Consider the following 14,061-nt stretch of genomic DNA (forward strand, 5'->3'; position numbering starts at 1 on the left):
CCTCTGGATCATAGCGATCTTCTCCATACACAACCGGATGGAACGTCCCATGCTTTCAGGCTTCGATGGGCTCCGCTTCAATCATTGGCACACCGAACTGCGCGAAGACGGCATCGCCGTGCTCAGCCTCGACCGCAAGGACAGTCCGGTCAACGCCATGTCGCAGGACGTGCTGCTGGAACTGGGCGATATCGTCGAACGCCTGGCCATCGATCCACCCAAGGGTGTGGTGGTGCGCTCGACCAAGCCGGCCGGGTTCATCGCCGGCGCCGACCTGAAGGAATTCCAGGAGTTCGACCGCCGCGGTACGGTCAACGACGCCATCCGTCGTGGCCAGAACGTCTACCAGAAGCTGGCCGAGCTGCCCTGCCCGACTGTCGCCGCGATCCACGGCCATTGCCTGGGCGGCGGCACCGAGCTGGCGCTGGCCTGCCGCTACCGCGTGGCGTCCAATGACGCCTCCACCCGCATCGGCCTGCCGGAAACCCAGCTGGGCATCTTCCCGGGCTGGGGCGGCAGTGCGCGCCTGCCGCAGCTGGTCGGTGCGCCGGCGGCGATGGACATGATGCTGACCGGCCGCACCCTGTCGGCCTCGGCCGCGCGCGCGATTGGCCTGGTCGACAAGGTCGCCGCCCCGGCGGTGCTGGTCGATGCGGCCATCGCGCTGCTGCAGACCGGCGTGACCCGCCCGTTCAAGCAGCGCGCCACCGCCTGGGCCACCAATACCTTCCTGGCCCGCAAGCTCCTGGCCCCGCAGATGGCCAAGCAGGTCGCGCGCAAGGCCAAGAAGGACCAGTACCCGGCGCCCTACGCGCTGATCAGCACCTGGGAGCGCAGCGGCGGCAGCCCGATCCAGAAGCGTCTGGACGCCGAGCGCCGCGCCGTGGTCAAACTGGCCAGCAGCCCGACCGCGCGCAATCTGATCCGCATCTTCTTCCTGACCGAACGGCTCAAGGGTCTGGGCGGCAAGGATTCGGGCATCAAGCACGTGCATGTGGTCGGTGCCGGCGTGATGGGCGGCGATATCGCCGCATGGGCGGCCTACAAGGGCTTCAACGTCACCCTGCAGGACCGCGAGCAACGCTTCATCGACCCGGCCATGACCCGCGCGCAGGCGCTGTTCGATAAGAAAGTGAAAGACCCGGCCAAACGCCCGGAAGTCGTCGCGCGGCTGAAGGCCGATCTGGCCGGTGACGGCGTGGCCGTGGCCGATCTGGTGATCGAGGCGATCATCGAGAACCCGGAAGCCAAGCGTGCGCTGTACCAGACGCTGGAGCCGAAGATGAAGGCCGGCGCGCTGTTGAGCACAAATACCTCGTCGATTCCGCTGGTCGAACTACGTGACCACATCCAGCGACCGGCGCAGTTTGCCGGCCTGCACTACTTCAATCCCGTGGCACAGATGCCGCTGGTGGAGATCATCCACCACGACGGCATGGCCCCGGAAACCGAAAGACGCCTGGCTGCGTTCTGCAAGGCGCTGGGCAAGTTCCCGGTGCCCGTGGCCGGCACCCCGGGCTTCCTGGTCAACCGCGTGCTGTTCCCGTACATGCTCGAAGCCGCCACCGCGTATGCCGAAGGCATTCCCGGTCCGGTGATCGACAAGGCAGCGGTCAAGTTCGGCATGCCGATGGGCCCGATTGAACTGCTCGATACGGTGGGTCTGGACGTGGCGGCAGGCGTGGGCAAGGAGCTGGCGCCGTTCCTGGGCCTGCAGATCCCGGCCGCGCTGGCGACCGTCGAGCCGAACAAGCGCGGCAAGAAGGATGGCCAGGGCATCTATAAGTGGGAAAACGGCCGCGCGGTGAAGCCGGAAGTGGCCAAGGACTACCAGGCGCCGTCGGATCTGGAAGATCGCCTGATCCTGCCGTTGCTCAACGAGGCGGTGGCCTGCCTGCACGACGGGGTGGTCGCCGATGCCGACCTGCTCGATGCGGGCGTGATCTTCGGCACCGGCTTTGCCCCCTTCCGCGGCGGCCCGATCCAGCACATCCGCGCCGCCGGTGCCGATGGCTTGGTGGAAAAGCTCAAGACCCTGCAGGGCCGTTATGGCGACCGCTTCGCGCCGCGGCCGGGCTGGGAGCTGCCGGTACTGCGCGAACCGGTGGCCTGATCCGGGGCGGGACCATAAAGAAAAACGGAGCCTGACGGCTCCGTTTTTCTTGCGGATGGACCGCGACGCTAAAAGGCAGGCAATCGACGACGCTGACGTCACTGACCTCGGCGGGAGGCCCGCAACCGGATTGATGCAGGCGTCGCGGCGCCGGCTGCTCTCGCACACTCAGCGATGCACCGCGCCATGATGCCCCTGACGATCCGGCCCATGCGCATGGTCTTTGTGATCGTGATCGTGATCGTGATCGTGATCGTCCGCAGTCTGCGGCTTCACCTGCGCGCAGTCATCGCCGCAGTGGTCCACCTCCACCTGCAGCGTCACATGGTCGATGCCGAAACGCGCGTGCAACAGGGCGGCCAGTTGCCGGCGCAACACGTCCGCCTCCTGCCCGTCACGCATCACCACATGCGCGGTCAACGCCGGCGTGCTGGAAGCCAGCGCCCACACGTGCAGATCGTGGATGTCGGCAACCCCGGGCTGCTCCCGCAGCACCTGTCCCACATCGGCCAGCACCACGCCGTTGGGAACCCCTTCGAGCAACACATTGATCGCATCGCGCAGCAGCACCCAGGTGCGTGGCAGCACCCACAGTCCGATCAGTACCGCCAGGATCGGATCGACCAGGGTCCAGCCGGTGAAATGGATGACCAGACCGCCGGCGATCACCGTCACCGAGCCGAGCATGTCGCTCCATACTTCCAGATAGGCGCCCTTGACGTTCAGGCTCTCGCCACTGCCGGCGCTGAGCAGGCGCATCGCGATCAGATTGACCAGCAGGCCGAACGCGGCCACCCACATCATGCCACTGGAGGCGATGGCCTGCGGCTGCTGGAAGCGCTGCACGGCCTCTACAAGGATGTAGACGCCAACTCCGGCCAGCAACAGGCCGTTGACCACCGCACCGAGCGCCTCCAGCCGGGCGTAACCATAGGTCCGCCGCACATCGGGCGGGCGTCGGCTCAGCCGCACCGCGGTCAGGGCGATCATCAGGCCGATCGCATCGGTGGCCATGTGCGCCGCGTCGGACAGCAGCGCCAGGCTGTTGGTCCAGAACGCCCCGATGACCTCGACCACCAGATAGGAGGTGGTCAGCCCCAACGCCCACCACAGGGGCTTCTCGTGGCGGATCTCGCTGGGCAGGTGATTGTGGTCGTGGCTCATGATCGACTCCGGGAAACCGGGTCAGCTTAGTCAGCCGCCAGCGGCGGAGACTATTACATCGCCGCTGCGGCCATCCCTCAGCGTGGGCCGAGCACCGCTTCCAGATCCTTGCCCTGCGGCATGCCCGAGCGCAGCTGCACGAGGCCGCTGACATCCTTGAACACGATGCCCGGCGTGCCCTGGAAGCCCAGTTCAAGCATCGCCATCTCATTGGCGCGCAGCTTGGCCTGCACCTCGGCCGGGACCGTCGGCGCCGGCTTGATGCCGCCCTTGGCGAAGTTGCGCTCGTTCTCCAGCAACGCATCCACGGGCGACGCGGCACCGAGGATCGCGGCGGCCTTGTTGGCGCTGTCCTCGCGGATCACACCGACCAGGATCTGCCGGATCTGCACTTTGCCCGATTCCACCCACGGTCGCGCCGCCTGCCAGAAGTGGTTGCAGTACGGGCAATTGGGGTCACTGAAGGAATAGATGATGCGCGGCGCATCGGCCTTGCCCTCGGCGATCCAGTGGCTGCCCTCCACTGCGGCCCATGCCTTCTGCCCCATCGGCCCCTGTACCAGCTCCTTGAGTTTGGCAGCGCTCACATCCTCGCCCTTGGCGTTGACCAGCGTGCCGACCACCGCGTACTGGCCATCGGCCGAGACATACACCGCCAACGGTTCCTGCCCGGCCACACCGGCATAGCCGGTCAGGCCGACCGGCGTTTCGAACGTGCCCATGAACTCCACGCCCTGCGCGCGCAGGGTCTTGACCACCGCCGGCTCTGCGGCGGTATCGGCGGATTCCTTCGCGGCAACCGGTACCGCCGCCGGGGCGGCGTCACGGGCGCTGGCGGCCGGAGCCAGCAAGGCGGCCGAGAGCAGAAGCAGCGCGGGACGGGAACGGATCATCATCAACCTCGGAATGGAACGTTTATTGGATCTCGCGCACGCGGGCTTCCAGCGTGGCACGTGAAAGTTCACCCATATGGGCGCGGACCAGACGCCCGTTGGCGTCAAAGAACAAGGTGGTGGGCAGCGCGCGGGCGCCGGTCTGGCGCATGACCTCCGACTCGGCATCCAGCAGCACATTGGCCGGCGACATCTGTTCGGCGTGCAGGTAGTCCAGCACCTCCTGCGCCACTTCGCCCTGGTTGGCGAACACGAAATTCACCGCCGGATGCGCCTGCTGCGCCTGCACCAGCACCGGCATCTCGCGCCGGCACGGGCCGCACCAGGTCGCCCACAGATTCAGCACCAATGGGCGCCCCTTGTAACGGTCAAGCGGAACCGGCGCCCCCTGCAGATCCGCCAGCACCGCCACGGGCATGCTCACCGTAGATCGCTGCACCGCGAACAACACCATGCCGCCGATCAGCCAGAACGCGGCACCGGCCACCAGCCCCAGCAGCACCGGCTTGCGCGGCACCGGATGGCGCGTCTTCCAGAGCGCGTACAGGGCAGCGACCACGATCCCGGCAGTGATGGAGAAACCGCCATCGCCCAAGCGGATAATCGATACCGGATCGGCAAGATAATCGGGCAGATGCCACAGCACATGCACCAGCCGGGCCGCCAGCAATCCGCACAGGAACGCATCCAGCACGATCGCCCCAACACGGCTGCGCAGGCCGCCAGCGTCGGCGGTCACTCCCCGCGCCAAGCCCCAGGCCACTGCCAGCGCCGCCAGTGCGACCAGCGCCATCAAGGGAAATGGACCGGCACTGATCACGACACACGCTCCACAGCGCTGACAGGCCTGTCAGGTAGGAGTCGTGGAAGCGATCGGCCCGCGCCGGCAGGTTGTGCGAGCAGAAAAGCAGAAGTCATGGTTAACAGCATGGACGAAAGCAGCCAATTCAGGCTGAACCAACCCCCGCAGTGGCCCCACCGAATAGCCATGAAGCTCACGCTCGGGACAGTTGGAGATCATGGCGCATCCTCGATCGCCAGTTGGGCGAAACGGATGCAATCGTGCAGACACATTCGAACCTGCACTCCTGCTTGCGGAGTACCGCTCCAGCACACCGCTCAAGGTCTCGCTGCTTCCGCCCAAGGCCTGCCTGGACACGCGAAGCCGCCGCAAGTGCTGAGCACTTGCCTCATGGCCCGATAGCCGCGCACTGCGGGTACACCTGTCCGTATCGCCTTGCTCGAGACCTACATCCTGTCAGGATCCAGACGTCACAGCGCAGATCGACCAGCGCCTTGCCGGGTAAATTCTCGGAAACAGACGCACCGCTTGCATCGTGATCTTCCGAGCCGCCAATACAGACGGATATGCCGATAGATCGCGATGCAGCTCAGACATCGCGCCAGCCCACCGCAGCGTTGTAACGGGCTTCCTATTGATTCTGCTCAGACCAGATTGCAGAGCGTGGGTGATGGGCCGGAATACCGCAACCCGCCACATCAATGCAGACAGCGTGCACGGTGCCGGGCCGGCAAGTCGACAGTAGGCACAATCATCTCGCGCCCGAGTTATCCCTCGGCATGCCTGCTTAACCGTTGCCACCCCGACGACAGGGTTTACGCCGCCACATTGCGAACTCACCGGCCAAAACAGGACAGCCCCGGCGGACCGGGGCTGTCTTGGTGACCGGATACGGCCGGACGCGGCTTAGAAGTTGCGCGGACCGCGCGGCTTGAAGCCACCGTCACGACGCGGGCCGCCCGGGCCACCGGGACGACCGGCCGGCTTCGGCCCGCTCTTGCTGAAGCGCGGCTTGAACGACGGCGCGGCGCCGCCCTGCTCTTCGCCTTCCTCAACCCGGCGCATCTGCAACTGCTGGCCGGACACCCAGACCTTCTTCAGGTGCTGCAGCACATCGCTGGGCATTTCCGCCGGCAGATCCAGTACCGAGTGGTCATCATGGATGTCGATGCGGCCGATGAAACGGCTTTCCAGCCCGGCCTCGTTGGCGATCGCGCCGACGATGTTGGCCGGTTTCACACCGTGCATATGGCCCACTTCGATACGGAAGGTTTCCATGCCGACTTCCGGGGCACTGCGCGGCGCCATTTCACGACGCGGACGCTCACCGAACTCGCCTTCGCCACGCGGCGGACGCGGAGCACGCTCGCCCTCGTCATGCCGCGGAGCACGCTCGAAACGCGGCTCGAACCGGGCCGGACGCTCGCCACGCTCCTCACGACGCGGGAAACCGCCGTCACGCGCCGGACGTTCGTTGCGGCCAGCCGGCTGCTCGCGCATCCCGGTACGCACCGGCGGCGCCAGCAGGAACGGAGTATCGCCCTGCAGCAGCTTGGCCAGCGCGGCAGCGATGTCGATCGCCGGCACGTTGTTTTCACTTTCGTAGCGCTGCACCAGATCACGGTAGAAATCGGTGTCGCCGGAGGCCATCGCCTGGCCGATGCGCTCCAGGAACTTGGTGACGCGGTGATCGTTGACCGCATCCACGCTCGGCAGCTGCATTTCCTCGATCGGCTGGCGCGTGGCGCGCTCGATCGAGCGCAACATGCCCTTTTCGCGCGGAGTGACGAACAGGATCGCCTCGCCGCTGCGACCGGCACGGCCGGTACGGCCGATACGGTGCACGTAGCTTTCCGTGTCGTACGGGATGTCGTAGTTCAGCACGTGACTGATCCGCTCCACGTCCAGGCCACGGGCGGCCACATCGGTGGCGACCAGGATGTCGAGCTTGCCTTCCTTCAACTGCTGGATGGTGCGCTCACGCTGGGCCTGCTGCATGTCGCCATTGATGGCGGCGGCGGCCATGCCACGGGCCTGCAGCTTTTCGGCCAGCTCTTCGGTGGCGGCCTTGGTACGCGCGAAGACGATCATCGCGTCGAAGGGTTCCACTTCCAGGATGCGGGTCAGTGCATCGAGCTTGTGCATGCCGGCCACCCACCAGTAGCGCTGGCGGATGTTGGCCGAGGTGGTGGTCTTGGATTGGATGGTCACTTCCACCGGATTGCGCAGGTAGGTCTGCGCGATGCGACGGATGGCCGACGGCATGGTGGCCGAGAACAGCGCGACCTGGCGCTGCTCCGGCAGCTTCTTGAGCACGGCCTCGACATCGTCGATGAAGCCCATGCGCAGCATTTCGTCGGCTTCGTCGAGCACCAGCGTCTTGAGCTCGGACAGGTCCAGCGTGCCGCGGTTGAGGTGATCGATCACGCGACCGGGGGTGCCGACCACGACGTGCACGCCGCGGCGCAGGGCCGACAGCTGCTGGCCGTAGGGCTGGCCACCGTAGACCGGCAGCACGCGGAAGCCGGGCATGGCGACCGAATAGCTCTGGAACGCTTCGGCGACCTGAATGGCCAGCTCGCGGGTCGGTGCCAGCACCAGGACCTGGGGCTTGGTGGCGGAAAGGTCGATATTGGACAGCACCGGCAGCGCGAAAGCACCGGTCTTGCCGGTACCGGTCTGCGCCTGGCCAAGTACGTCACGGCCTTCCAGCATTGCCGGGATGGTGGCAGCCTGGATGGGGGACGGGGATTCGTAGCCGACTGCGGCTACCGCCTTCATCACAGACTCGGAAAGACCGAGATCTGCGAACAGCAGCGGTGCGGGGGATTCTTGGGACATGGGTAACTCCGGGGGCCACACCGCGAACGGGCGGGCGAAAAGACGCATATTGTGCGCCCAAATGCACTGCGTTGTCGCGGGGCGGGCGCATGGCCGTTCAGCTGGCGCAAGCACTCGGCCGCCCGGGCGGCCTGCAATTGGCGCACAATAACGCCCGTTTTATCGTGGGAACACCATGCAGACCATCGAATTCGAGCTGGACCGTGAATACGTCGAACTGAAGCAGCTGCTGAAGCTGACGGATCTGGTTTCCAGTGGCGGTGAAGCCAAAGTGATTATCGGCGAGGGCCAGGTCCAGGTCGATGGCGCGGTGGAACTGCGCAAGGCGTGCAAGATCCGCGCCGGCCAGCAGGTGCAGCTGGGCGATGTGCTGATCCGGGTGACCGGGGAGGCCTGAGCCGCCCCGCCCTGTTCACAGGGACTGCCGCTGGGTCAGATGGGCGGCAATCATTTTCCGGAAGGGAGCCACGCCATGGGCCGCGCGCAGCGCCGCGCCCCGCAGCAGACGCGCGGGCAGGCGGCTGTCGTTGTAGAGGCTGACAATGGCATTGGTCGCCTCGTACAGCGGCCGCGCTGCCAGCCGATGGCCGCGCTCATACCGGGCTAGCAGCGCCTTTGCACCGATATCGGCACCGGCCTCGGCGGTGCGACGCAGCTGCTGCGCCAGCCGGTGCTGGCTCTGCAGCCCCAGATTGAACCCATGGGCGGTCACCGGGTGCATGCCAACGGCTGCATCGCCGATCAGGGCATAGCGCGGACCGGCGAAACGCTGCGCGTAGACCCCCACCAGCGGATACACATGGCGGGTTCCCGCCAGCTGCATCTGTCCCAGCCGTTGCTCGAAGAAACCGGTGACGGTGCGGCCGAACTGTCCCTCCTCCATCGCCATCAGCGCTTGCAGCTTCTGGGGCGGCAGGGTGATCACGGCCGAAGCCTGATCGCCGGGCAGCGGCAGCATCGCCAGGGTGCGTTCATACCCGAACCACTCCCACGCCTCGTGCCGGTGCGGACGCTCACAGTGCAGCCGGCAAACCAGCATCGACTTGCCGAAATCGCGCATCTGCGCGCCGATGCCCATCATCCGCCGGGTCGCCGAGAAGCGGCTGTCGGCGGCCACCACCAGCCGCGCCGCCAACTGCCGGCCATCGGCCAAGGTGACGGTATTGGCCTCGACGCCGGGCGTGATCGCAGTGACCGAGGTGCCATCGATCACCTCCAGCCCGGCCTGGGCCTGCACGGACTTCCAAGCCGCGCGGCGGATCAGGTGATTGGGCAGCAGCCAGCCCAGCTCGGCCACCCCCTCGCGTTCGGCCGCAAACCCCAGCGCGAACGGCGAGGTGCCGTTCATCACCCGGGCACGACGCAACGGGGAAATCTCGCCCGGCGCGATCCGCTGCCAGATGCCCAGTGTCTGCAGGATCTGCCGGGACGCGTGGGTCAAGGCGATCTCGCGACCGTCGAATGCCGGAGTGGCCAATGCCGTCTGCGGCTGCTGTTCGACCAGCGCCACCGACAACCCACTGCCGGCCAGACTGCGGGTCAAGCACAACCCGGCCGGGCCCGCCCCCACCACCAGCACATCCACGCTCTGCATCACCTGCTCCCTCGTTCCTGTCCCGGTGCAGGCTAAGACCGCCTCCGCCACAAGACATTGATCTGGATCAGGTCAACAACGGCCACACCAGCATTCCGATACCGGCCATCGCCACGCCCCAGACCAGGCTGCGGAGGTAGGGAATACCGGCAGCGTACAGCGGCACGTAGAGCACCCGCGCCCAGAGGTACAGCTGTGCGCCCAGCGCGGTGGAGGGGTTCTGCCTGTGCAGCAGCACCACCGCCAATACCGCTGCGGCGAACAACGGGAAGGTTTCCAGGAAATTGGCCCAGGCCCGCTGCAGGCGCGCCGCCGCCCCGGTCAGGGGAGGCGCCCGGCCATCACGGGCCGACACGTTCCATTTGAGCCCGCGCTGTGATGTGCTGGCAGTGGCTGCCAGCAGCATCTGCAAGATTCCCAGCACCACCGCCCAGCCCAGCGCGCGGATTTCGATATCCATCGTCCCCTCCTCGCATGAATGCGTGGGGCTGGCCGTGGGCCAGGCCCCGCCTGACCTACAACACCGGATCAGCCGGCCGCCGCTCTGACGCTGTAGCCGGACACCCGCCACACCTTGTCTTCGTCCAGCCGGAAGGACACCAGCTCACGCACCGGCTGGGCGTTGTTGGCAAAGCGGGTGGGAAAACTGACGTTGAGGTAGATGCCCTCCGGTACCGGGGCGCCGGCGGGATACTGCACACGGGTGATGGACGGCTTGCCCCGCGCCACCAGTGCCCCGAGCTTGGCCCGGTCGGCGCTCACGCTGCTGGCGAACAGGTCGCGGGAAACGGCCTTGCGGGCGGCCGGGGATGCACCGTCCCAGACCTGGGCGGCCTGGTTGGCATCGATCATCTGCGCCACGCGCTGTGCAGCGCGGGTCATCTCCGCATCCTGCCGGGCCTGTTGCGCCTGCTGGGCGGGCGTCAGCGCCGGGGCGGTCCGCGCAGCCGGTGCAGCGGGCGCAGCCACTGGCCTGGCGGCAGCGGGAGGTGGTGTCTGGGCCAGCAACCCAGCCGCCGGCAAAGTCAGTGACAGCAGTATCAACAGACGACTGGACCGCATGATGCACCCCATGGCGTTGCGTGGAAGAACCGGCAGTCTATGCCGCCCGATGTGATGGGCCTACTGCTCAGTGCACCGCCGCCGGGCCCGGCACCTGCGCGGTGGCTGCCGCCTGCACCGGGGACGAGGGCAGCGCCAGCAGCGCGGTATCTATTTCCGACAACGGGCTCTCGTCCGGGCAGGTCTCATCCGGGAATCCGAACCGCTGCTTCAACGCCTGGCCACAGGTGTTCACCGCGTCCAGATCGGCACCTTCGGCCTTGCAGTCGCGATCGAAGGCGATCAGGAACGCGTCTTTGCGGCGCACGAAATCATCGCCGCACTTGCGCATCTGCTTGATCCGCTCCAGATCGTCCTGCACCGCGTTGGTGCCATCAAGCCCGAACTGCTTGAGTTCCTCGGCACTGAGCAGACGCACGCTGCGGTTGGGCACGGTCATCATCAGGTCGGCCACCCCCACCGCCACGCCGTTGCGCTGCAGGTAGTCCTTCACGTTGTCATAGACCTCGTGCAGCTCCTTGTTCAACTCCGCACGCGAGGTGGCGGTGGAACTGATCCGCATCATCCGGTGGATACCGACCTTGCCGGCGATCAGACGGTTGTCGCCGGCGGCCAGCACGAACACGCAGGCGCTGTGGCAGATCGAGCCCTCCCGCACCCAGATGGTCCAGCCGGACTCGCCGATGCTGTCGCCGGCCACGATCGCCGCTTCCACCTGGCCGCCGCTGGAATCCAGATCCAGGATGCGCCGGTCGATACCCATCGATTCGGCCACGATCGCCAGCCGCGCCATCAGCGCCGCGAACGTCGGGTTGATCTTGCCGGCATAGCGCACGCGCAGCAGGCCACGCTCCTTGCACGGCGCCAGCGCCGTCTCCATGGCCTGGCGTTCCAGGGTTTCCAGGGCCGCGCCATCGCCGTTTTCACCGGCGTAGTCGGTGTCACAGCTGATCCAGACCCGGTCGTTCTCCAGCGCCACCTCCGGCCAGTCACGGTCCTTGGCCGGCACCGCGACCGGGGCCGGCCGCGGCACATCGGTGACGTTGATCGACACCATATGGTCACCGTCGGACGCCTGCGCCACCGCCGGGTCCGGCAGCGGCTGTTTGTCCTGCTCCTGTGGATTGCAGGCCAGCAGCCCGACACACAACAACGGCGACCACCAGAATCTGGGCAACATGGAGAGCAATCAGGTCCGTGCGACGGCGCAACACGCGCCGGAAAGAGCGGACAGTCTAGTGCGCAAAGCCCCCCGCCCCGCAATCGGGCCTAAACGAGGATTCATCCTCGGCAGCGATGTCCGGAAATGGCCAGTGCCGGTCCCCGCCGCGCCCTAGACTGGGGCCATGCACAACCCCGCCCTGCCCAGCTACGAGCAATGCGAACAGGCGCGTCTGGCCCGCGATGCGCGCTTTGACGGCCTGTTCTATACCGCCGTACGCAGCACCGGCATCTACTGCCGGCCGGTCTGTCCGGCGCCGGTGCCGCACCGTCGCAACGTCAGCTACTTCCCCAGTGCCGCCGCCGCCAGCGCGGCCGGCTACCGGCCGTGCCTGCGCTGCCGGCCGGAACTCTCGCCCGACGATGCCAGCCTGCTGCAGGACCACACCCTGCACCGGGCCCTGGCGCTGCTCAACGAAGGCATCCTGCAGGAGCAGCCGGTCTCGGCACTGGCCGCGGCGATGGGGCTGAGCGCGCGCCAGCTGCAGCGGCTGTTCGTCGCCCGGCTCGGCGCCACCCCGGCCCAGCTGCACGCCACCCGGCGGCTGCTGCTGGCCAAGCAGCTGCTCACCGAGACGGCATTGCCGGTGACCGAGGTGGCGCTGGCGGCCGGCTTCAACAGCCTGCGCCGCTTCAACAGTGCGTTTCTGGCCGGCTGCGGCATGCCGCCGGGCGCGTTACGCCGCCAGCACGGTGCCGTGGCCGGCGGCGAGCCGGTGTTGCGGCTGGCCTACCGGCCGCCGCTGGATTTCCCGGCGATGCTCGCGTTCCTGCGCAAACGCGCGATCCCCGGCATCGAGCAGATCGATGCCGACAGCTACCGGCGGGTGCTCGTCATCGACGGCAGTGCCAGCCTGATCCGGGTCAGCGCCGATCCGCGTCGCCACGAACTGCGCCTGCAGCTGGGCGGCACCGATCCGCGGGCGATCCCGGCCATCGTGGCGCGGGTGCGGCGGGTGTTCGATCTGGATGCGGATCTGGCCACCGTGCACGCCTGCCTTGTCCAGGAACCGCTGCTGGCGCGCGCGATCGACCAGCGCCCGGGCCTGCGTGTGCCCGGCGGCTGGGACGGCTTCGAGGTGGCGGTGCGCGCCGTGCTCGGCCAGCAGGTCAGTGTGGCGGCAGCCACGACGTTGGCACGGCGGCTGGTCGAGCGGTTCGGCGGCCATCTCGACGGTCTGCCCGAGGGCCTGGACCGCCAGTTCCCGCTGCCGACGCAGCTGGCCGAGGCGCCCTTGGAAGCCATCGGCCTGCCGCGCAGCCGCGCGGCCACCGTGCGGGCGCTGGCACGCGCCTGCGCCGAGGGCCGGCTGCAGTTCAGCCGCGCGCAGACGCTGGAACATTTCGTCCAGCAGGCCACCGCCCTGCCCGGCATCGGCGCGTGGACCGCGCACTACATGGCACTGCGGGCGCTGGGCATGCCCGATGCCTTCCCGGCCGGTGATCTGGTCCTGCAGCAGGTGCTGGGAGAAGGCCAGCGTCTGGGCGAACGCGCCACCGAGGCCCGCTCGCAGCCATGGCGTCCCTGGCGCGCCTATGCGGTGCTGCATCTTTGGCATCTGGCCGCCGCCCCCGAAAAAACGCCATCCTCCCCCGCCGTGGATTCCCCGGAGAACTGCGCATGAGTCCTGTGTACTTCGACCGCTTCGACAGCCCGATCGGCCCGCTGACGGTGGCCGCCGATGAACAGGGCGTGCGCCACATCCTGTTCGCCGAGAACCGCCACGACGCCCGCGGCCGCGAGCACTGGCAATGCGATCCCGATGCGGTAGCCGAACCACGCCGGCAGTTGCTGCAATACCTGCACGGACAACGGCGCCAGTTCGAACTGGCCCTGGCGCCGGTCGGCACCGACTTCCAGCTGCAGGTCTGGCACACACTGGCGCAGATTCCGTTCGGCGCGACCTGGAGCTACCGGCAACTGGCCGAACGCATCGGCCGCCCCGCCGCGGCCCGTGCGGTCGGCGCCGCCAACGGCCGCAATCCGTTGCCGATCGTGCTGCCGTGCCATCGGGTGATCGGCAACAACGGTGCGCTGACCGGCTTCGGCGGCGGACTGCCGACCAAAGCCGCGTTGCTACGGCTGGAAGGAATCGGCATCGAGGACGCCGTCGCGGCGGATCTTTTCGACTGACCGGGCATACTCCAATACGCCCAACGGCGTATTGGTACGGTCATCCCGTGGACGTATCATGTTGCGATGATTTCGATCCGTTTTCCTGCGGCCGTACTGGCCTGTGCCCTGCTGGCCGCCTGCGCTTCCACGCCGCGCACCGCTTCCGCTCCCTCCCTCCCGCCCACCGTGCTGCTGCTGTCCGTCGATGGCCTGCGCGCCGACAAAGTGGATGCCACCCACACGCCCAACCTGTTC

12 protein-coding genes are annotated in these 14,061 nt (G+C 67.3%); 4 read left to right on the top strand and 8 right to left on the bottom strand.

The window, feature by feature from the left end; genetic code table 11:
- Positions 1-49: 49 nt before the first annotated feature.
- Positions 50-2,113, top strand: coding sequence for a 3-hydroxyacyl-CoA dehydrogenase NAD-binding domain-containing protein (locus tag ARC78_RS14065; protein ID WP_057506525.1), 2,064 nt, complete (start codon positions 50-52; stop codon positions 2,111-2,113).
- 168 nt (positions 2,114-2,281) lie between these two features.
- Here the strand turns inward: ARC78_RS14065 and ARC78_RS14070 are convergent, their stop codons facing one another.
- The 4 genes from ARC78_RS14070 to ARC78_RS14085 all read right to left on the bottom strand — a co-directional run bounded on the left by ARC78_RS14070 (position 2,282) and on the right by ARC78_RS14085 (position 7,813).
- On the bottom strand, positions 2,282-3,277 hold the full coding sequence (locus ARC78_RS14070) for a cation diffusion facilitator family transporter (protein WP_054658482.1): 996 nt from the start codon (positions 3,275-3,277) through the stop codon (positions 2,282-2,284).
- Positions 3,278-3,354: 77 nt separating this feature from the next.
- Entirely contained in the window at positions 3,355-4,170 is an 816-nt protein-coding gene (gene dsbG / locus ARC78_RS14075; RefSeq protein WP_241772750.1) for a thiol:disulfide interchange protein DsbG, read from the bottom strand.
- 22 nt (positions 4,171-4,192) lie between these two features.
- Positions 4,193-4,990: a TlpA disulfide reductase family protein gene (locus ARC78_RS14080; RefSeq protein ID WP_054658478.1), complete on the bottom strand. Its 798-nt coding sequence runs from the start codon at positions 4,988-4,990 to the stop codon at positions 4,193-4,195.
- An 888-nt stretch (positions 4,991-5,878) separates the two neighbouring features.
- Positions 5,879-7,813 (bottom strand): DEAD/DEAH box helicase, encoded by a 1,935-nt coding sequence (locus ARC78_RS14085; RefSeq protein WP_054658476.1) that lies wholly within the window; start codon positions 7,811-7,813, stop codon positions 5,879-5,881.
- Positions 7,814-7,988: 175 nt separating this feature from the next.
- Here ARC78_RS14085 and ARC78_RS14090 point away from each other — a divergent pair, with 175 nt between their 5' ends.
- Entirely contained in the window at positions 7,989-8,210 is a 222-nt protein-coding gene (locus ARC78_RS14090; RefSeq protein ID WP_054658474.1) for an RNA-binding S4 domain-containing protein, read from the top strand.
- A 15-nt stretch (positions 8,211-8,225) separates the two neighbouring features.
- Here ARC78_RS14090 and ubiM read toward each other — a convergent pair whose 3' ends face one another.
- From ubiM to ARC78_RS14110, 4 genes are all read right to left on the bottom strand, one after another.
- The gene (gene ubiM, locus ARC78_RS14095) at positions 8,226-9,407 is read right to left on the bottom strand and encodes a 5-demethoxyubiquinol-8 5-hydroxylase UbiM (RefSeq protein WP_054658471.1); all 1,182 of its coding nucleotides are present in this window, start codon (positions 9,405-9,407) and stop codon (positions 8,226-8,228) included.
- 67 nt (positions 9,408-9,474) lie between these two features.
- Positions 9,475-9,867 (bottom strand): MAPEG family protein, encoded by a 393-nt coding sequence (locus ARC78_RS14100; protein WP_054658469.1) that lies wholly within the window; start codon positions 9,865-9,867, stop codon positions 9,475-9,477.
- Positions 9,868-9,935: 68 nt separating this feature from the next.
- Positions 9,936-10,469: a DUF4019 domain-containing protein gene (locus ARC78_RS14105; protein WP_096144984.1), complete on the bottom strand. Its 534-nt coding sequence runs from the start codon at positions 10,467-10,469 to the stop codon at positions 9,936-9,938.
- 67 nt (positions 10,470-10,536) lie between these two features.
- Positions 10,537-11,649 (bottom strand): COG3904 family protein, encoded by a 1,113-nt coding sequence (locus ARC78_RS14110; protein WP_054660740.1) that lies wholly within the window; start codon positions 11,647-11,649, stop codon positions 10,537-10,539.
- A gap of 166 nt (positions 11,650-11,815) precedes the next feature.
- Here ARC78_RS14110 and ARC78_RS14115 point away from each other — a divergent pair, with 166 nt between their 5' ends.
- The gene (locus ARC78_RS14115; protein ID WP_057506526.1) at positions 11,816-13,315 is read left to right on the top strand and encodes a DNA-3-methyladenine glycosylase 2; all 1,500 of its coding nucleotides are present in this window, start codon (positions 11,816-11,818) and stop codon (positions 13,313-13,315) included.
- Positions 13,312-13,824 carry a methylated-DNA--[protein]-cysteine S-methyltransferase gene (locus tag ARC78_RS14120; protein ID WP_054661004.1) on the top strand — a complete coding sequence of 171 codons (513 nt, stop codon included), beginning with the start codon at positions 13,312-13,314 and terminating at the stop codon, positions 13,822-13,824. The genes ARC78_RS14115 and ARC78_RS14120 overlap by 4 nt, the downstream gene beginning before the upstream one ends.
- Positions 13,825-14,061: the final 237 nt, after the last annotated feature.

This window comes from Stenotrophomonas pictorum JCM 9942 (assembly GCF_001431585.1).
Lineage (GTDB): Bacteria > Pseudomonadota > Gammaproteobacteria > Xanthomonadales > Xanthomonadaceae > Stenotrophomonas > Stenotrophomonas pictorum.

Excerpts from the sequence above, each read along its gene's own strand:
- ARC78_RS14110 (WP_054660740.1), bottom strand. The coding sequence starts at position 11,649 with ATGTTGCCCAGATTCTGGTGGTCGCCGTTGTTGTGTGTCGGGCTGCTG.
- ubiM (WP_054658471.1), bottom strand. The coding sequence starts at position 9,407 with ATGCAGAGCGTGGATGTGCTGGTGGTGGGGGCGGGCCCGGCCGGGTTG.
- ARC78_RS14070 (WP_054658482.1), bottom strand. The coding sequence starts at position 3,277 with ATGAGCCACGACCACAATCACCTGCCCAGCGAGATCCGCCACGAGAAG.
- dsbG (WP_241772750.1), bottom strand. The coding sequence starts at position 4,170 with ATGATCCGTTCCCGTCCCGCGCTGCTTCTGCTCTCGGCCGCCTTGCTG.
- ARC78_RS14115 (WP_057506526.1), top strand. The coding sequence starts at position 11,816 with ATGCACAACCCCGCCCTGCCCAGCTACGAGCAATGCGAACAGGCGCGT.
- ARC78_RS14120 (WP_054661004.1), top strand. The coding sequence starts at position 13,312 with ATGAGTCCTGTGTACTTCGACCGCTTCGACAGCCCGATCGGCCCGCTG.
- ARC78_RS14100 (WP_054658469.1), bottom strand. The coding sequence starts at position 9,867 with ATGGATATCGAAATCCGCGCGCTGGGCTGGGCGGTGGTGCTGGGAATC.
- ARC78_RS14085 (WP_054658476.1), bottom strand. The coding sequence starts at position 7,813 with ATGTCCCAAGAATCCCCCGCACCGCTGCTGTTCGCAGATCTCGGTCTT.
- ARC78_RS14105 (WP_096144984.1), bottom strand. The coding sequence starts at position 10,469 with ATGCGGTCCAGTCGTCTGTTGATACTGCTGTCACTGACTTTGCCGGCG.
- ARC78_RS14065 (WP_057506525.1), top strand. The coding sequence starts at position 50 with ATGCTTTCAGGCTTCGATGGGCTCCGCTTCAATCATTGGCACACCGAA.
- ARC78_RS14090 (WP_054658474.1), top strand. The coding sequence starts at position 7,989 with ATGCAGACCATCGAATTCGAGCTGGACCGTGAATACGTCGAACTGAAG.